The sequence below is a fragment of the Nonomuraea sp. NPDC004354 genome, assembly GCF_053602555.1.
Window position 1 is genome coordinate 167,192 of sequence record NZ_JBSGDV010000013.1, and the last position, 18,635, is coordinate 185,826.

Consider the following 18,635-nt stretch of genomic DNA (forward strand, 5'->3'; position numbering starts at 1 on the left):
CGCCCCCCCATTGGAGGCCGCTCTCCTCGAGGCATGGGACAACCGTAGAAACGCCGGCTATCGGATCGACATCCGAATCCTCTTCGCCTCCTCGCCGCGGAAAGGCGAAGGCGAATGGGAGAAGACAGTGGCGGCCGGGACAGGTTTGAACCGCGTCGACCATGCGTGGCCGCCGGTTATGGTGAGTCCTCTGTCTGGTTCTTTCCCCGGAGTCCGCATATGCCGATGCTCGACGTGATCCTGCAGGTGTTCGTGACGGTGAACGGGTTCGCCACGAGTCCGATCGTCCTGCTGGTGCTGGCCTTCATCGGCGCCTACCTCGGGGCGAAGGTCGTGGAGGTCATCCCCTACACGCGAAGGATCATCGAGCGTCGCGAGGCTCAGGCGGAACGGCGGTAGCCGGCGTCGCCGTCCAAGCCAGCTTGGCGGCCCCGGCCAGCGCGGCCCGCACACCCAGCCTGGACCGGCGGATCTCGACCCGCCGGACGAAGTCGAGTCCTGCCAGCTCGTCCATCGCGCGGCGGAGCGGGTCGAACAGGATCGGGCCCGCGTTGGCCACGCCGCCGCCGATGACCACATCCGTCACCTCGACCGCGGCGGCCGTGGAGACGATCATCGCGGCCAGCGCGCGGGCGCCCCGCTCGAACGCCGCCAGCGCCACGGGGTGACCCGCCGCGGCGTCCCCGGCCAGCAGCGGCCCGTCGGGAGCGGCCCCCTCCGGCGAGGGGGTCCAGCCGTTCTCGACGGCCCAGCGGACCAGGTTGGGCCCGCTGGCGTACCTCTCGACGCAGCCCCGGCTCCCGCACGCGCACGGCTCGCCGGCGGGGTCGACCGTCATGTGCCCGACGTGTCCGGCGTTCCCTGTGGGGCCGAGCAGCGGCGCGCCGTCGATGACCAGCCCTCCGCCGATGCCCGTCGAGACCACGATGCCGAGCATCGACGGGCTCCGGGCGCCGGTGCCGAGCCAGTGCTCGCCCAGCGCGAAGCACTGGGCGTCGCCCGCCAGCACGGTGGGCAGCCCGGTGAGCTCCCGCACCCGCTCGCGCAGCGGGAAGCCGCGCCAGGTGCCGATGTTGACGGGGCTGACCGTGCCGGTGGCCAGGTTCAGCGGGCCCGCGCAGCCGATCCCGACCGCGACGGGCGCCGGGCCCTCGGCCACGACCTCGCTGACGAGCAGGGCGAGCGCGCCGAAGACGTCCTCGCGCGGAGTGGGGCGGGTGGCCGAGCGCAGGACGGTTCCCGCGCGGTCGACGAGGGCCGCCGCGAGCTTGGTGCCGCCGATGTCGACGGCCAGTACGTGGGTCATCAGTGTTTGTGGTGGTTGTCGGGCTGGCGAGGGTCGCCAGGATGTTCGAGACCGGGGACGAGTTCCACCCGGGTGGCCCGCTGCTCGTCCAGCCACCGGGCGAACGCGCGCCGCCCGGCGGCCTCCGCGAGCGGCACGTCCCCGGTGCCGGTGCCGGTGCCGGAGCCGGGGTCAGGGTCAGGGTCGGTGACGGGCGCGGGCTCGGCGACGGCCACGTGCCAGCCCAGCGGGTCGCGGACCGGCCCGGCCTGCGTCCCGTACGGCAGGCGCCGCAACGCCTCGGCGATCGCGGAAGGCAGCGAGTCGAGACTGATCGCGCCGAGCCGTTCCAGGTCGCCGGGCGTGGCGGCGCGGGCGGCCGGCTCGTCGCCGAACAGGGCGTGCCGTACCAGGTGGAGGGGGGTGCGGGCGGCCGGAGGGGGAGCCGACCAGGCCGGCGGGACCTGCGCCGCGGCGGCCACGGCACGGTGGACGGCGCGCACCCACGGGCTGCCGTTGTAGGCGGCGGCGTTGATGGAGCCCAGCTCGACCGCGGCGAGGCGGTCGAGCGGCGGCCCTTCGAGCGGCGCCAGGCCCCTGGCCAGCGCCTCGCGCTCGCACAGGACCTCGGTCAGGACGACCTGCGTCACCCAGCGGGCCATCTGCCTGTCCTCGGAGCTGCCGGGCGTGGGCAGCGCGGCACTGAGCGGCCCCTCGCGCAGGTCGCGCAGGCGTACGTCGAGCAGCTCACGGGGGACGGGCTGCCCGTCGACCGTGCCGATCACCTGCGGGCGCGTCATCGTGCCACCTCCAGGCGGACGGCGGGCGCGTACTGGCACCTGCCGAACCACATGACCTTGGCCAGCGCCCACGAGCGCAGCTCCTGAGCGTCGGGCGGGACCGTGACGGGGAAGGCGACGTCCACCGTCTCGCCGGGAGCCACCTCGAAGCCCTGGACGACCTCGGGCAGCAACTCCCACGTGCCCCACGGGGAGGCGAGCTGGGCCTCGCCGCGGATGGTCCCCGCGGTCGTGTTGGCCAGCCGCACGGTCAGGGCCGCCCGGTCGCAGGGACGCAGCGACAGCGAGCCGGTGACGGCGCGGACTGTCAACCCGGTCGGCCGGCCCTCGGCGGCCGTGGTGCCCCGCGCCGCGACCCCGTCCTCGGGCACCGACTCGACCTGCGCGGGCAGCTCGGGGACCGGGCCGAGGGCGACGGTGACGGCGTCCTCGATCACCTGCTCGCCCACCCGGGTGCGGGCGGTCACGAAGTGGAGGCCGGAGCCCTGCGCCGGCGTGACGGTGAAGGGGAAGCGGGCATGACCGCCGGGCTCCAGGCGGAAGACCCGCCGGGACGGCTCGGCCGTCCAGCCGCCGGGCAGGTCCAGGGTCACGACGCCCTCGTGGGCCGCGTCCACCAGGTGGGAGGAGACGACGACGTCCACCTCGAACGGGCCCTCGGGGGTGACCAGGCCGGGGGAGACGGCCAGGCTCACGGGCAGGTAGCCGAGCGGCGCCGGGCCCTTGTTGTGCAGCCAGTACCGGCTGTAGACCGGCTGCGCCGGCTCAGCCGTCACCCCGAGCTCCGCGCCCGCCTGGTCGAGCACCGCAGGGACGACGAACGTGGCCACCTCGGCGCCGGACAGCTCGAGCGGCGCGACGGGACCCTGCCCGGAGCCGGCCGACCGGTCGGAAGCGGCGTGGCCTGCCCCAGACGAGGTCGGCCGGTCGGGCGTGGCGTGGCTCTCTCCGGACGGGGTCGGCCGGTCCGGGGTTTCGAGCAGGTCGGAGGGGACCAGCGCGTCGAGCGGGAGCACCGGCGAGTGCAGGGCGGCGATCGCGCCCAGGCCGGTCGACTCGACAAGCCTGATCGTCACCCCGTCCCCGTCCCCGTTCCCGGCCCCGGCCCCGGACAGGCCGTGCGCGTGCGGGTTGCCGGTGGCCTTGACCGTGCTGAACAGCACCTCGCGCGGCGGGTCCACGCGCAGCAGCGAGTGCGGCGACGGCAGGTCGCCGCCCTGCGCGTCCAGGACGCGCGGCAGCAGCGGCGTGATGAACTCCTGTCCCGCCGCGGGCAGGCCGAGCGCGCGCCAGTCGCCGTCACCGGCCGCCAGCGCGTAGGAGAACTCGTGCGTCCAGTGCTGCAGCTGGAAGCCCGACCCGTCAGGCGTCGTACGGCGCGGCGGATCCAGCCACACGCCGGACGGCCAGCCCGTGCACGACCGCATCAACGACAGGTGCAGCGCGCCCGAGGGGTCGACGGCGAAGCCCGGCAGGCCGTAGGCGAGCAGCGCGACCGTCCTGTCCTCCAGCTCCTCGCGCCCCAGCGGGCACGACGCGTGGACGACCGCGCCGTCCAGCAGCGTGTCGGCGGGGTCGGCCACGATCAGCGCGGGCAGGGCCCGCACGTCGCGCAGGTCGGCGCTCGGCTGCCACACCTCGGCCAGCGGCTTCTCGGCCGGCACCCACACGCGCCGCTCGCCCGACTTGAGCGCGTCGAGGAAGGCCGGGTCGCTGCGCGACAGCAGCTCGGCGGCCAGCGGGTTGGTGTCGGGGCCGCCCAGGACGATGCGCACGTCGGGCAGGTTGGAGTCGACGTCCAGCCAGCCGTACCTGGAGCCCGAGGCCGACGAGACGGTCGCCGTCACGCCCACCCTGGCCAGCGCCACCACCAGGTCACGGGCGGTGGCCGCCGCCTCCTGGGAGGACACGACGATCTCCGCCACGCCGATCGCGCGGGCACCGGCGGGTCCGAGGTCGACGCGGGCGGTCGACGACAGGCCGAACCAGGTGTTGGCCGGGTTGTCCAGCGTCCACGGGTGCTCGGCGCTGTCCACGTCGGGCAGGGCGAAACCGCGCCCGACGACCGCGCCCGCCACGTCCGAGACCGGCAGCGCGCCGCGCACCTGAGCCGGGAAGCGAACCCTGAGCAGCCGGTCGGCGCCCGTGTGGTCGAGGACGCGGGTGGTGAACTCGACCCGCTCGTCCCTCAGCGTGACGACCTGCTCGTAGGTCAGGTCGCCGACCTCTCCTGAGACGACCAGGCGGGAGCCGAGCGGGCTGGTCTCCGCCCGCACGGTCGCGGTGGTCGCGCCCGAGGCGGTGGTCGCGCCCGTCGGCATGAGATGCCACGGGCCCTCGCCCATGTCCGGGTGCTGCGGGTACTCGTCGTAGAGCCGCAGCTCGTTGGCCAGACCGGTGAGCAGTTCGCGGCCGTCACGGGTGACGGAGGTCAGGCCGCCGCCCTGGGCCGGGTCGGCGGTGACACGCCAGCGGTTGCTCTCGACGGTGTGGCCCTCGACGGGCCGCCAGCCGTCCGCCTCGCCCTCGACCACCGGGTAGGACCGCCAGCCGAGCGCGGGCACGTCCTCGGCGAGGAAGACGTGCGTGCCGTCCTCGACGACGGAGGGGGCGTCCACCCGCAGCCCGGGCTCCAGCCGTACCCTGACCAGGCCGTCGCGGGCGAAGGAGAGCGTGTTGGTGACGACGACCGAGCGGCCGTCCACGGCCACCCGGCCCAGCAGCGCGTCGAGCGCGCGGTCGCGGGCGTCCGCCGCCAGGTCGTAGGCCTCCCGCCAGCCGGTGAGCAGGTCGATGTAGACCTGGTCGGACTCGGAGCCGGTGATCGCGTCGTGGTGGGCGCCGTAGGCCAGCTGACGCCACACCTTGTCCAGCGCCGTGTGCGGGTAGCGGCCCAGACCCAGCAGCGACGCGAAGGCGGCCAGCCGCTCGGCGTCGAGCGCGGCCACCTCGGCGGCGCGCTGGGCCTGCTTGGTGTCGATGTAGGAGACGTCCTTGCCGGTGTAGACGGGGTTCATGTCGCGCGTCTGCGGGCTGAACGTGCTGGTCTCCGCCCTGACCGCGGCGAAGAAGTCGCGCGGCACCGCGCAGACGAACCTCGGCCACACGTACCGCGCCGCCCACTCCCGGTGGATCTCCGTCACCCACTTGTTCGGCGGGGTGTAGTCGGTGCCGACGGGCAGCAGCACGTTCCTGGTGGCGGCCACCGGCTTCAGGCTCGCGAACAGCTCGTGAACCGCCGTCATCGCCTCCTCCAGCGTCGCCGAGGAGTCCATCCACCAGCCCGCCGAGTAGTGCGCGGGCATGTAGTGCGTCACGACACCGAGCCCCGAGGGCGAGATCCACTCGAACTCGCTCGGGAACTGCATCAGCGTGGCGTCGTTCTTGGCCTGCTTGAAGTTCTTGCTGATCGGGCCCCACTGGTGGAAGGGGCCGCGCGCCCACGCGCTGCCGGTCAGCCCGGCGGCGGCGAGGTAGCCGGGGAACTGCGGGTCGTGGCCGAAGGCGTCGAGCTGCCATGCCGTAAGGGGCTCGCCGCCGAGGATGTCGCGCTGGTAGCCGATGCCGTACACGATGTTGCGGATCGTGGTCTCGGCGCCGGTCAGGTTGGTGTTGGGCTCGTTGTAGGTGCCGCCCATCAGCTCCACCCTGCCCTCGGCCATCAGGCGGCGCAGGTCGGCCCTGCGCTCGGGGTGGGTGTCGAAGAACGGCTTCAGGTAGTCGATCTCGGCCAGCACGAACTTGTAGTCGGGGTCGCGTGCCGCGAGCGCCAGATGCGCCTCCACCAGGGCGAACGCGTTGCGCTCCCACAGCGGCCTGGTGGTCGCGTCACCCGACAGCAGCTCCCACGGGCTGGTGTAGGCGGCCTGCGTGTTCCACCAGACGGGGTCGTAGTGGAAGTGCGACACCATGTGCATCGTCCAGCCCGGCTCCTCCACGGTCACCTGGGCGGCGAGCTCGTCGCCGGCCGAGGTGACCACACACGGCAGGACGGTCCCCGGCTCGGCGTTCACCTCCAGCGGGACCTCCACCACGACGGTCCCCTCGCCGGCGGGCACGACCGCGCGTCCCGCCACGCCGTCGCCGCGCACCTCCAAGTCGGCGTCGTGCTCACCCTGCTCGGCGGTGACCCGGAGGACCTGGTACGGCTGCGCCTCCGTCCCGACGAAGAGGTCGGTCGACTCGGCGGTCAACAGGCGAACGGGCACGGGGTCTCCCTCGGCGTTCTAGGGGGCGGTCGCCGTCACACTAGGTCCTATCAAGATCAATGGCAACGTTGTCATAGCCCGCGCCCGCTCTCCCCGGGAACGCTGATCCCGGCGTTTCCTGGAAGCGGACAGTCCGTGCCCCGCCTGCGCCGGGACAGTCCTTCGTGGCGCGCCGGAAACCCCGGACGTGGGCATCTACATCTCAGAAAGGGCCCGAACAGGATCGGGTGATGTTGACGAGACCCGGAGAAAGGGATACGTTCCGGTAGATTTCGCGGCGAATCAGGGGAAATCCGGTGAGATGCCGGTGCGGACGCGCCACTGTATCCGGGGCCCACAGCCCCGGGAGCCAGGTCACCTGACCGTCGCGACCTCAACCAGCGGGACGCGTCATCCCTGAGGAGGCTTCACATGAGTGGTCTGTCCACGTCCGTAACCGCAATTCCGCTTCACCGTCTCACGCGCTGGCTGCTGGCCGTGCCCGTTCTGATGCTGCTCGCGTACCTCGTCCTCATGGACAACGGCGCGATCTCGCAGACCGGCACGCTCCTGCACGAGCTCATGCACGACGGGCGTCACCTGCTCGGCGTGCCCTGCCACTGAGGCAGCGTCATGGTCAAGTCCCTGGTGGTCAGGGGCCTGCTCGTCGGGCTCCTGGCCGGACTCGTCGCGGGCGTGTTCGCCTTCTTCGTGGGGGAGCCGCGCGTCGACGCCGCGATCGCCCTGGAGGAGGCGGCCGCCGCCGTATCGGTTGACGGCGGCGACACCCCGTCCTCCCACCATTCCGACGGCGCCGGTCAGCCGTCCGCCCCGGCGGACGGCGCGGCTCAGCCGTCCGCTCCGGCTAATGCGGCTCAGCCGTCAGCCTCGACGGATGGTGCGGCTCAGCCGTCGGCCCCGGGGGACGCGGCTCGGCCGTCGGCCCCGGCAGGCGGCGGCGAGGAGGCGCACAGTCACGACGACGGCGCTTCGGCCGGCCACAGCCACGGCGAGGAGGCCGTGGTCAGCAGGCCGGTACAGAAGGTCGGCCTCTTCCTGGCCACCGGCCTGTACGGCCTGGCCGTCGGCGGCATCTTCGCCCTCGTCTTCGCCGCACTGCGCGGCAGGGTCGGCCCCAGGTCGGAGCCTGGCCTGGCGATCGTGACGGCAGCGTGCGCGTTCGGTGCCATCACCCTGGTCCCCTTCCTGAAATATCCCGCCAACCCACCCGCTGTCGGCGACCCCGAAACCATCAACGCCAGAACGCTGCTCTACGTCGTGATGGTCCTCGTCGGCCTCGCCTCCATCGCGATCGCCGTCGCCGCCACCCGCAGGGTCACCGTGCCCGGCGTCTGGGCGAAGGGCCTGGTGGGCGGGGTGACCTTCCTGATTCCGGTGATCGCCGCGTGGGTGCTACTGCCGCGTGTCGACGAGGTGCCGCCCGGCTTCCCCGCCTCGCTGCTGTGGGACTTCCGGCTGGCCTCCCTCGGCACCCAGGTGGTGTTCTGGGTGGCCTTCGGGGTGTTGTTCGCGGTGGCGGGCGAACGGGCGAAGGCGCGGGTCAGCTGACCAGGGTGCTGTTCGTACGGCATGCCTCGACACCGGGCATGCGTGGCGCGCGCTTCCCTACGGGGGAGGAACGCGCCGACGCGGCGAGCCTTGAAACGGCCCAGCGCCTGAGCCGAACCCTGGCCTCCGTCCTTCACCCCGGAACACCGTCATCTCCGGCACCGTCATCTCCTGGAACACCGTCATCTCCTGGAACACCGTCATCTCCTGGAACACCGGGTTCCGGGGTGTTCGGGGAGGGTGGAACGGCGTTCGTCGCTCCGGGGCGGGCGGCTCGGGAGACGGCCGTGGCGCTCGGGTTGGCGCCCGTGGTCGTGCCCGAGCTGGCCGAACCGGATTACGGGAGCTGGCGCGGCCTGCCGTACGAGGAGGTCGTGAAGGCCGACCCGGAGTCCTTCGCCCGGTGGCTCGCCGACCCCGGCGCCGCGCCCCACGGTGGGGAGTCGCACGTCGAGGCGGCGGACAGGGTGGTCCGCTGGGTGGAGTCCCTTCGCGAGACCCCACCAGGCGAGCTCGCCCGCCCCGACGCCCCCTCACCGGAACCCGGCACCTCGGGGCGGTCGGGCCCGGGTTCGGGCGGGCGGCGGTGTGTGGTCGTGTGCGACGTGGCGGTGGTGCGGGCGGTGCTGGGACATGCGCTCGGCGTCGGCCCTCTCGTCGCCGCGCGATTCGACATCGCCCCTCTTTCTCTCACGCAGGTGTCCGCCTCCCGCGAGGGCTGGCGGATCGGGTACGTCAACCGGAAGGCCACACCGTGACCGCCACCTATCCCTTCAGCGCCGTCGTCGGTCTGGACGATCTCAAGCTGGCGCTGGTGCTCAACGCCGTCTCCCCCCGTGTCGGCGGCGTGCTCGTCAGGGGGGAGAAGGGCACCGCGAAGTCCACGATCGTCAGGGCACTGGCCGCGCAGTTGCCGCCGGTGGACGTGCTGGCCGCCTGCAGGTTCGCGTGCGACCCCGTCGCGCCCGACCCCACGTGTCCCGACGGGCCGCACGAGCCGGGCGAGCAGGTGGTCACCAGGGCGGCCGCGCTGGTGGAGCTGCCGGTGGGCGCCTCGGAGGACCGTCTGGTGGGGTCGCTCGACCTGGAGCGGGCGCTGACGGAGGGCGTGAAGGCGTTCGAGCCCGGGCTGCTGGCCGCCGCGCACAGGGGCGTGCTGTACGTGGACGAGGTCAACCTGCTCCACGACCACCTCGTGGACCTGCTGCTGGACGCGGCCGCGCTCGGCACCTGCTACGTCGAGCGCGAGGCCGTCTCGGTACGGCACGCGGCCAGGTTCCTGCTGGTCGGCACCATGAACCCGGAGGAGGGCGAGCTGCGGCCCCAGCTGCTGGACCGGTTCGGGCTGACGGTGGAGGTGCGGGCGTCGAGGGACCCGTCGGAACGGGCCGAGGTCGTACGGCGGCGCATGGCGCACGACGCGGATCCGCAGGGCTTCGCGGCACGCTGGACGGCTCAGGAGGCGGAGCTGGCGGCCGGCATCGCGGCGGCCAGGGAACGTCTGGCGGCGGTGGAGCTGCCGGACGCGCGGTTGCGGCAGATCGCGGAGGTGTGCGCGGCCTTCGAGGTGGACGGCCTGCGCGCCGACCTCGTCACGGCGAACGCCGCCGTCGCGCATGCCGCCTGGCGGGGCTCGCGGGTGGTGACGACCGAGGACGTGCGGGTGGCGGCCCGGCTGTCGCTGCCGCACCGGCGGCGCCGCGACCCGTTCGACGCGCCGGGGCTGGACGAGCGGCTCCTGGAGGAGCTGCTGGCCAGGACCTCGCAGGACGAGCGCCCCGACGACGACCCCGACCCCGACCCTGACACCGGCTCAGACCCCGACACCGCCCCCGAAGGCCCCGACGGCGCCGACGGGTCTGACGGCCCCTCGGGTGGGGGCGGCACGGAGGACGGCGGTCGACCGCCGTCCGACGCTCCGGCCGCCCGCGCCGAGAACCGGCAGGACCAGGACGGACATGGCAAGGACGGGCGAGAGGCTGGCGAGGCGGCGAGCGGAAACGGCGCCGCCCGGACCCCGCAGCACGACCGCGACAGCGCCCCCACCGGCCAGGACGCGTCCGTGGACGGGGAGGGCCTGGTCCAGGTGGCCGGGGTGGCGGCGCCGTACCGGGTGCCGTGGCTGACGGTGGAGGGCCTCGGCGACGGCGCGTCCGGCAGGCGGTCGCGGGCCCGCACCCCGCACGGCCGTACCACCGGCTCCCGGGTTCCCGAGGGGCACCTGCGCTCGGTGCACCTCACCGCGACGCTCGTCGCCGCGGCGCCGTACCAGAAGGAGCGCGGGCGTATCGCGCCCGGCCTGCTCATCCGCGCAGGGGATCTGCGCGAGGCGGTGAAGGAGGGCAGGGAGGGCAACCTGGTGCTGTTCGTCGTCGACGCCAGCGGTTCGATGGCCGCGCGCAAGCGGATGACCGCCGTGAAGACGGCCGTGCTCAGCCTCCTGCTCGACGCCTACCAGCGGCGCGACAAGGTCGGCATGGTGACGTTCAGGGGGAACGCCGCCGAGGTGGCGCTGCCGCCGACCTCGTCGGTGGAGGCGGGCGCGGCACGGCTGCGCGCGCTGCCGACCGGCGGGCGCACCCCGCTGGCGGCGGGCCTGGCCCGCGCCGCCGACGTGCTGCGCGTGGAGCGCATGCGCGACCCGGACCGCAGGCCGCTGCTGGTGGTGGTGACCGACGGCCGCGCCACCGCCGGCGGCGACGTGGACCGCGCGGCCGCCCTGCTCAGCGGTACGGCGAGCGTGGTCGTCGACTGCGAGTCCGGCCCCGTACGGCTCGGCCTGGCCGGACGCCTGGCGACCAGGCTGCGCGCCCGACTCATCCCGCTCGACGGGATGGACGACCTCATCCGCGACTACAGAAAGGCGGGCTGAGATGCCGCAGGGCAAGCCCGAGGTCGTCCCCGACGACGGCCTCACCACCAGGCAGCGCAGGAACCGGCCGCTGCTGATCGTGCACACCGGCCCCGGCAAGGGCAAGTCGACGGCCGCGTTCGGGATGGCGTTGCGGGCGTGGAACCAGGGCTGGCCGATCGGCGTGTTCCAGTTCGTGAAGTCGGCCAAGTGGCGTATCGGCGAGGAGCGGGCGCTGCGCGTCCTGGGCGACTCGGCCGAGGGCGGGCCGGTGAGCTGGCACAAGATGGGTGAGGGCTGGTCGTGGATCCAGCGCCCCGGCACGGAGGAGGACCACGCCGCCGACGCCCGCGAGGGCTGGGAGCAGATCAAGCGCGACCTGGCGGCGGAGACCTACCGGTTCTACGTGCTCGACGAGTTCACCTACCCGCTCAAGTGGGGTTGGCTCGACCTGGACGACGTGGTGGAGACGCTCGCCGGCCGTACGGGGAGCCAGCATGTCGTGATCACCGGCAGGGACGCGCCGGAGAAGCTGCTGGCCGCCGCCGATCTGGTGACGGAGATGGGCAAGGTCAAGCACCCCATGGACGCCGGGCAGAAGGGCCAGAAGGGCATCGAGTGGTAGTCCCGCGCCTGGTGATCGCCGCGCCCGCCTCGGGGAGCGGCAAGACGACCGTGGCGACGGGGCTCATGGCGGCGCTGCGGGCGCGCGGGCTGCGCGTCTCGCCGCACAAGGTCGGCCCCGACTACATCGACCCCGGCTACCACGCGCTGGCGACGGGGCGGCCCGGACGCAACCTGGACCCGTGGCTGACCAGCGAGGACCTGGTGGCGCCGCTGTTCCTGCACGGCGCGTCCGGCGCGGACGTCGCCGTGGTCGAGGGCGTCATGGGCCTGTTCGACGGCAGGGCGGACACCGACGTCGCCTCGACCGCGCACGTCGCCAGGCTGCTGGAGGCCCCCGTCGTGCTCGTCGTGGACGCGGCGCGGCAGAGCAGGTCGGTCGCCGCGGTGGTGCACGGGTTCGCCACCTTCGACCCGCGGGTGCGGGTGGGCGGGGTGGTACTCAACCGGGTGGGCTCCGACCGCCACGAGGAGCTGTGCAGGTCGGCGCTGGCGGCGGCGGGGGTTCCGGTGCTCGGCGCGATCAGGCGGGACGACGCGGTCTCGACGCCCTCGCGCCACCTGGGCCTGATCCCGGCCGCCGAGCGGGAGAGCGAGGCGGTGGCCGCCGTGGAGCGGCTGGGCTCGCTGGTGGCCCGCTCGTGCGACCTGGAGGCCTTGGTACGGCTGGCGCGCACGGCTCCCGCGCTGCGCGCGCGGCCGTGGAGCCCGGCCGCGGCCCTCCGGATGGCGGCCACCGAGGAGACCCGGCGCGAGGGGCCGGCGGTGAGCTCAGGGGGTGGGCGCCGGCCGGTGGTGGCGACGGCCGGGGGAGCGGCGTTCACCTTCGGGTACGCCGAGCACGCCGAACTGCTGCGGGCGGCCGGAGCCGACGTGGTCACCTTCGACCCGCTGCGCGACCGGGCGCTCCCCGAGGGCACCGCGGCCGTCGTGATCGGCGGCGGCTTCCCTGAGATGTACGCGGCCGACCTGGCCGCCAACGAGCCGCTGAAGCGGGAGATCGCCGCGTTCCGGGGCCCGATCGCGGCCGAGTGCGCGGGCCTGCTGTACCTGTGCGAGAGCCTCGACAACCACCCCATGTGCGGAAAAATCGCGGCGAAGGCGGAAATGACGCCTCGGCTGACGCTCGGCTACCGCGACGCCACCGCCACCCGCGACTCCCTGCTCACCCGCGCGGGCGAGCGCTACCGGGGCCACGAGTTCCACCGGACGGCCGTGACCGCCTCCGGAGAGCCCCTGTTCCGGTGGGAAGGCGGCGGAGACGGTCACGGGGATGCCCTGGTGACCGCCTCCTACCTGCACCTGCACTGGGCGGGCCGGCCGCTGTCGGCTCAGCGCCTGGTGTCGTCCTCCAGATCGCCCTCCGCCTTGAGATAGGCCTCCCGCAGCTCTCGCAGCACGTCGGGATCCGGGTGCTCCCACATCCCCCGCTCGGCCGCCTCCAGCAGCCGCTCGGCGATGCCGTGCAGCGCCCACGGGTTCGACTTCTCCATGAACTCCCTGTTCACGGGATCGAGCACGTAGGTCTGCGTGAGCTTGTCGTACATCCAGTCGGCGACCACGCCGGTCGTGGCGTCGTAGCCGAACAGGTAGTCCACGGTCGCGGCCAGCTCGAAGGCGCCCTTGTAGCCGTGCCGCCGCATCGCGGCCAGCCAGTTGGGGTTCACCACGCGGGCCCGGAAGATCCGCGAGGTCTCCTCCGACAGCGTGCGCGTGCGCACGGCGTCCGGGCGGGTGCTGTCGCCCACGTACGCGGCGGGCGCGCGGCCCGTGAGCGCCCGTACGGTGGCCACCATGCCGCCGTGGTACTGGAAGTAGTCGTCGGAGTCGGCGATGTCGTGCTCGCGGGTGTCGATGTTCTTCGCCGCGACCGCGATCCGCCGGTAGGCGCTCTCCATGTCCTGGCGGGCCGGCACGCCGTCCAGGTCGCGGCCGTAGGCGAAACCGCCCCACACCGCGTAGACCTCGGCCAGGTCGGCGTCGTCCCGCCAGTTGCGGCTGTCGATCAGCGGCAGCAGGCCCGCGCCGTACGCGCCCGGACGGGAGCCGAAGACCCGCATCGTGGCCCTGCGCTCGTCGCCGTGCGTCTCGAGGTCGGCGGCGACGTGGGCGCGGACGTAGTTGTCGTCGGCGGGCTCGTCCAGGGCGGCGATCATGCGCACGGCGTCGTCCAGCATGGCCACGACATGCGGGAAGGCGTCGCGGAAGAAGCCGCTGATGCGCACCGTGACGTCGATGCGCGGCCGGCCGAGCTCGTCGAGCGGAACCGGCTCCAGGCGGGTGACCCGCCGGGAGGCGTCGTCCCACACCGGGCGGGCGCCCAGCAGCGCGAGGACCTCGGCGACGTCGTCGCCCGCCGTCCGCATGGCGCTGGTCCCCCACACCGACAGGCCCACCGAACGCGGCCACTCGCCGGTGTCGGCGCGGTAGCGGGCCAGGAGCGAGTCGGCCATCGCCTGGCCGGTCTCCCACGCCAGCTTGCTGGGGACGGCGCGCGGGTCGACCGAGTAGAAGTTCCTGCCGGTGGGCAGCACGTTGATCAGGCCGCGCAGCGGGGAGCCGCTGGGGCCCGCGGGGACGTAGCCGCCGTCGAGCGCGTGCAGGAGGTGGTCGAGCTCGTCACCGGTCCTGGCCAGCCTGGGCACGACCTCGGTGGCGGCGAACTCCAGGATCCGGACGACCAGGTCCCGCCGCGCGCCGGAGGGGGCGAGGACCGCGTCGGTCACCTCGCGGGCCGCCGCCACCTCCCAGCCGCGCGCCTCCATGCCCTCCACCAGCGCCCTGGCCGTCGACTCGGCCGCGTCCACGCTCGCCAGGCCCGCCGTACCGTCCTCGGCCAGCCCCAGAGCCTCCCGCAGGCCGGGCAGCGTCTCGGCGCCCGCCCACATCTGCCGGGCCCGCAGCATCGCCAGCACCAGGTCGACCCGCACCGACCCCTCGGGCGCCGCCCCCAGCACGTGCAGCCCGTCGCGGATCTGCACGTCCTTGACCTCGCACAGCCAGCCGTCCACGTGCAGCAGGAAGTCGTCGAACTCCGTGTCGTGCGGCCGGTCGGCCAGACCGAGGTCGTGGTCGAGCCGTGCCGCCTGGATGAGTGTCCAGATCTGCGCCCTGATCGCGGGCAGCTTGGCCGGGTCCATCGCGGCGATCGAGGCGTGCTCGTCCAGCAGCTGCTCCAGGCGGGCGATGTCGCCGTAGGTGTCGGCGCGGGCCATCGGCGGCACCATGTGGTCCACCAGGACGGCGTGCGCCCGCCGCTTGGCCTGCGTCCCCTCGCCCGGGTCGTTGACCAGGAACGGGTAGACCAGCGGCAGGTCGCCCAGCGCCGCGTCGGGCCCGCACGCGGCCGACAAGCCCGCCGACTTGCCGGGCAGCCACTCCAGGTTGCCGTGCTTGCCGACGTGCACGATCGCGTGCGCGCCGAACTCCGCCGACAGCCACCGGTAGGCCGCCAGGTAGTGGTGGCTGGGCGGCAGGTCCGGATCGTGGTAGATCGCGATCGGGTTCTCGCCGAAGCCGCGCGGCGGCTGCACCATCACCACGACGTTGCCCGCCCGCAGCGCGGCGAACACGATGTCGCCCTCGTGCACGAACAGCTCGCCGGGCGGCGGCCCCCAGTGGCGCTCCATCGCCTCGCGCAGCTCGGCGGGGAGCGTGCCGTACCAGGAGGTGTAGGTGGCGGCGGGCACGCGCACCGGGTTGGCCGCGAGCTGCTCCTCCGTCAGCCACTCCTGGTCCTGGCCGCCGGCCGCGATGAGCGCGTGGATCAGCGCGTCGCCGTCGCCCTCGGCGACGCCGGGCAGGCCCTCGCCCAGGTCGTAGCCCTCGCCGGCCAGCCTGGCCAGCAGTTTCACGGTGCTCGCGGGGGTGTCGAGGCCGACCGCGTTGCCGACGCGCGCGTGCTTGGTCGGGTAGGCCGACAGCATCACCACGAGCTTCTTCTCGGCGTTCGGGACGTGCCTGAGCCGGGCGTGCCGTACGGCGATGCCGGCGACGCGGGCCGCGCGCTCGGGATCGGCCGCGTAGACGGTCAGCCCGTCCGCGTCCACCTCCTTGAACGAGAACGGCACCGTGATGATCCGGCCGTCGAACTCGGGGATCGCCACCTGCGACGCCGCGTCCAGCGGTGACAGGCCGTCGTCGTTCTCCTCCCACGCCTGCCTGCTCGTGGTCAGGCACAGCCCTTGCAGGATCGGCACGTCCAGCTCGGCCAGCGCGCCCACGTCCCACGCCGCGTCGTCGCCGCCGGCTCCGGCCGTCGCGGGCCGCGTGCCTCCTGCGGCCAGGACGGTCACCACGAGCGCGTCGGCGGTCCGCAGCGTGTCGAGCAGGCCGGGCTCCGCCGTGCGGAGCGAGGAGCAGAAGACCGGCAGCGCGCGGCCGCCCGCGGCCTCGATCGCGTCGCAGAGCGTCCGCACGAAGGCCGTGTTGCCCGCCATGTGGTGCGCGCGGTAGTAGAGCACGCCCACGACGGGCCCCTCGGCGGCGGAACGCTCCCTCTCGAGCAGCCCCCAGGCCGGGGCCGGTTCGGGCGCCGCGAACCCGTTGCCGGTCAGCAGCACCGTGTCGGACAGGAAGGCGTGCAGCTCGGCGAGGTTGGCCGGGCCGCCGTGGGCGAGATAGGCATGCGCCTCGGCGCAGACGCCGCCGCTGACCGTCGACAGCTCCATGAGCTCGGCGTCGGGCGCCTGCTCGCCGCCCAGCACCACCACGGGCCGTGGTCCCGCGAGCAGCCGGTCGAGCCCCTCCTCCCAGGCCCTGCGCCCGCCGAGGAGCCGCACCACGACCAGGTCCGTGCCCTCGACCAGCGCGGGCAGGTCGTCGACCGTCAGCCGGGCGGGGTTTCCGAGGCGGTACGGCGCGCCGCTCGCCCTCGCGCTCAGCAGGTCGGTGTCGGAGGTGGACAGCAGCAGGACGGCCGTGCTCTCGGGCACAGGAACTCCTCCCTCGGGGTCCTCGCCCCGGTCGCGGGTGTCACGAGAGCGGGAGTCTCCTGGCTCCCGGATCGACGCTCACCCCGGCCTTCCCGTCCGTCGCCGGACAGTGGCCTGCGGTGGGGTTCGCTCCCCGGTCACAGTGGCGGGACCGCGCCGGCTTCGCACCGGCTTCCTCCGTCGCCCTCGTCTGTGATCAGACTAGAGGGTTTTGAACGGGTTACCATCCTCCCCGTGGACATAACCGACGTTTCAGGACACCTGCGCCCTGATGCGTGTCCCGGGGCCCTTCAGGTCCACACCGCCGCGGACGGCGCGCTCGCCCGGGTCCGCATCCCCGGTGGCGTCCTCACGGCGGCCCAGCTGGGCGAGGTGGCGGCGTGCGCGGCCGAGCTGGGATCGGGCGTGATCGAGCTGACCTCCCGGGCGAACCTCCAGGTCCGCGGCCTGCGCGTCACCCCCGCCCCGCCCGCCGCTCCACCTGCCGGGACGCCCGCTCGCCCGGCCCCGGCCGGCGTCGCGGCAGCGGACATGGCGCCGGACGGCATCCCCTCAGGAGCGGTGCCGGGCGCACCGCTCGCCGGCGCGGCGCAGGCGGGGGTTTCCGCGGGCGTGGCGCCGGACGGGCTTCGGGCGGGTCCCGGACCGGGCGCGGCCGCGGCGAGCGTGCCGGTCTTCGCGGCGCGGATGGCGGCGGCGGGGCTGCTGCCGTCGGCCACCCACGAGCGGGTCCGCAACATCCTCGCCTCACCGCTGGCGGGACGCGCCCCCTCGTCCCTGGTGGACGTCCGGCCGCTGGTCGCCGACCTGGACCGCCGGCTGTGCGCCGCCCCCGAGCTGGCCGCGCTCTCCGGCCGCTTCCTGTTCGCCCTGGACGACGGCACCGGTGACGTCCTGTCCTGCGGCGCCGACGTGACCTTCCTTGCCACCTCGCCCGTCGGCGGGGTGCTGTTGCTCGGTGGGGAACGGCAGGCCGTACCCGTGACCGTGTCCGGCGCTGTTCCGCTGATGCTCGCGGCGGCCTCGGTCTTCATGGAGCTGAGCGACGGCACCGCCTGGCGCGTCACCGACCTCCCGGACGGCCCGGCCCGGCTCGCCGCCCGCCTGAACCCGCCGACCACCCAGGACCCCGGCCCGGCGACTCCGCGACAGGACGCCCGGTTCCCCGGCCCGGCCCGGCAGGGCGACCAGACTCCCGCCCCGGCCCGGCAGGGGGACGACCAGGCTCCCGCGCAGGCCCGACAGGGGGACGACCTGGAGATGGTGGCCCCGGATGTCGAGACGGCCGCGCGCGGTGCCGGGGTGCGCGACGCGGGGACCCGCCCGCAGCGTGACGGCAGGGTCGCGCTCGAGGTGGTGGTCCCGCTCGGCCGCCTGTCCGCCGGTCAGGCCACGGCGCTCGCCGCCTGCGCCGCCGAGATCCGCGTCACGCCGTGGCGCACCGTCGTCCTGCCCGACCTGCCCGCCGACGCCGTCCAGCCGATCGCGGACCGGCTCACCGCTGCCGGGCTGGTCGCCGTCGCAGGGACGCCGTGGGCGGGCCTGTCGGCCTGCACGGGCCGCCCGGGGTGCGCGAAATCCCTGGCCGACGTCCAGCTCGACGCCAGACGCTGGGCGGAACGGCCCGGCCACGAACCACCGGCCCGCCCGGTCCACTGGGCCGGGTGCGAACGGCGGTGCGGCCGTCCGGCGGGGGAGGTGGTCGACGTCGTCGCCACCCCGACCGGCTACCGTGTCGCGGGCCGTACCGAAGAAGAGGGGATATGACCGACTACATCCGCGACGGCGCGGAGATCTACCGGCGCTCGTTCGCCACCATCCGCGCGGAGAGCGACCTGGCCGGGTTGCCGCAGGACGTGGCCCAGGTGGCCGTCCGCATGATCCACGCCTGCGGCATGACCGACCTGGTCGCCGATCTCGCCTACTCGCCGGGCGTGGTCGCCGCGGCGCGGGCGGCCCTGCGCGGGGGCGCGCCGATCCTGTGCGACGCCATGATGGTCGCCTCCGGGGTGACCAGGGCGCGCCTGCCCAGGGACAACGAGGTGATCTGCACCCTCGGCGACCCGGGCGTGCCGGGGCTGGCCGAGCGGATGGGCACGACCCGCAGCGCCGCCGCCCTGGAGCTGTGGCGCGACCGGCTGGACGGCGCGGTCGTCGCCGTGGGCAACGCGCCCACCGCCCTGTTCAGGCTCCTGGAGCTGGTCGAGGAGGGCGCGGGACGCCCCGCGGCGGTGCTCGGCATCCCCGTGGGCTTCATCGGGGCGGCCGAGTCGAAGCAGGCGCTGGCGAGCGGTGACCTGGAGTACCTGGTGGTGCACGGCCGCAGGGGCGGCAGTGCGATGGCGGCAGCGGCGGTCAACGCGATCGCCTCCGAACGAGAGTGAG

At 74.2% G+C, this 18,635-nt stretch carries 13 protein-coding genes and 2 riboswitches; of the genes, 9 read left to right on the plus strand and 4 right to left on the minus strand.

The window, feature by feature from the left end; translation table 11 throughout:
* Positions 1-219: 219 nt before the first annotated feature.
* A complete protein-coding gene (locus tag ACWENQ_RS30510) occupies positions 220-399 on the plus strand; it encodes a hypothetical protein (protein ID WP_354906287.1) in 180 nt (59 codons plus the stop codon).
* Here ACWENQ_RS30510 and ACWENQ_RS30515 read toward each other — a convergent pair.
* Genes ACWENQ_RS30515 through ACWENQ_RS30525 form a run of 3 tightly spaced genes read right to left on the minus strand, consistent with a single transcriptional unit; the run spans position 362 to position 6,293 of the window.
* Positions 362-1,306, minus strand: coding sequence for an ROK family protein (locus ACWENQ_RS30515; protein ID WP_452417285.1), 945 nt, complete (start codon positions 1,304-1,306; stop codon positions 362-364). The genes ACWENQ_RS30510 and ACWENQ_RS30515 overlap by 38 nt on opposite strands.
* Complete coding sequence (locus tag ACWENQ_RS30520; RefSeq protein WP_452417286.1) at positions 1,306-2,085, minus strand: DUF7158 domain-containing protein; 780 nt, start codon at positions 2,083-2,085, stop codon at positions 1,306-1,308. Before ACWENQ_RS30520 ends, ACWENQ_RS30515 begins: the two co-directional genes overlap by 1 nt.
* Complete coding sequence (locus ACWENQ_RS30525) at positions 2,082-6,293, minus strand: glycoside hydrolase family 38 N-terminal domain-containing protein (protein ID WP_452417288.1); 4,212 nt, start codon at positions 6,291-6,293, stop codon at positions 2,082-2,084. Before ACWENQ_RS30525 ends, ACWENQ_RS30520 begins: the two co-directional genes overlap by 4 nt.
* Before the next feature lie 250 nt (positions 6,294-6,543).
* Positions 6,544-6,673, plus strand: a riboswitch (cobalamin riboswitch).
* A 97-nt stretch (positions 6,674-6,770) separates the two neighbouring features.
* Here ACWENQ_RS30525 and ACWENQ_RS30530 point away from each other — a divergent pair.
* Genes ACWENQ_RS30530 through ACWENQ_RS30555 form a run of 6 tightly spaced genes read left to right on the plus strand, consistent with a single transcriptional unit; the run spans position 6,771 to position 12,693 of the window.
* Positions 6,771-6,896, plus strand: a complete 126-nt coding sequence (locus ACWENQ_RS30530) for a CbtB domain-containing protein (RefSeq protein WP_354906281.1) — start codon at positions 6,771-6,773, stop codon at positions 6,894-6,896.
* Between the two features lie 9 nt (positions 6,897-6,905).
* Positions 6,906-7,841 carry a CbtA family protein gene (locus ACWENQ_RS30535; RefSeq protein WP_449920020.1) on the plus strand — a complete coding sequence of 312 codons (936 nt, stop codon included), beginning with the start codon at positions 6,906-6,908 and terminating at the stop codon, positions 7,839-7,841.
* A gap of 38 nt (positions 7,842-7,879) precedes the next feature.
* On the plus strand, positions 7,880-8,599 hold the full coding sequence (locus ACWENQ_RS30540; RefSeq protein WP_452417289.1) for a histidine phosphatase family protein: 720 nt from the start codon (positions 7,880-7,882) through the stop codon (positions 8,597-8,599).
* Positions 8,596-10,713, plus strand: a complete 2,118-nt coding sequence (locus ACWENQ_RS30545; protein ID WP_452417290.1) for a VWA domain-containing protein — start codon at positions 8,596-8,598, stop codon at positions 10,711-10,713. Before ACWENQ_RS30540 ends, ACWENQ_RS30545 begins: the two co-directional genes overlap by 4 nt.
* 1 nt (position 10,714) lies before the next feature.
* Positions 10,715-11,317, plus strand: coding sequence for a cob(I)yrinic acid a,c-diamide adenosyltransferase (gene cobO / locus ACWENQ_RS30550; RefSeq protein WP_354906275.1), 603 nt, complete (start codon positions 10,715-10,717; stop codon positions 11,315-11,317).
* 8 nt (positions 11,318-11,325) lie between these two features.
* Positions 11,326-12,693, plus strand: a complete 1,368-nt coding sequence (locus ACWENQ_RS30555; protein ID WP_452417345.1) for a cobyrinate a,c-diamide synthase — start codon at positions 11,326-11,328, stop codon at positions 12,691-12,693.
* Here the strand turns inward: ACWENQ_RS30555 and cobN are convergent.
* Entirely contained in the window at positions 12,648-16,250 is a 3,603-nt protein-coding gene (gene cobN / locus ACWENQ_RS30560; protein WP_452417292.1) for a cobaltochelatase subunit CobN, read from the minus strand. The two genes, ACWENQ_RS30555 and cobN, sit on opposite strands and share 46 nt — an antisense overlap.
* Before the next feature lie 35 nt (positions 16,251-16,285).
* Positions 16,286-16,473: riboswitch (cobalamin riboswitch) on the minus strand.
* Positions 16,474-16,484: 11 nt separating this feature from the next.
* Here cobN and ACWENQ_RS30565 point away from each other — a divergent pair.
* Positions 16,485-18,017, plus strand: coding sequence for a hypothetical protein (locus ACWENQ_RS30565; protein ID WP_452417294.1), 1,533 nt, complete (start codon positions 16,485-16,487; stop codon positions 18,015-18,017).
* Positions 18,014-18,634, plus strand: coding sequence for a precorrin-8X methylmutase (locus tag ACWENQ_RS30570; RefSeq protein ID WP_452417296.1), 621 nt, complete (start codon positions 18,014-18,016; stop codon positions 18,632-18,634). Before ACWENQ_RS30565 ends, ACWENQ_RS30570 begins: the two co-directional genes overlap by 4 nt.
* Position 18,635: the final 1 nt, after the last annotated feature.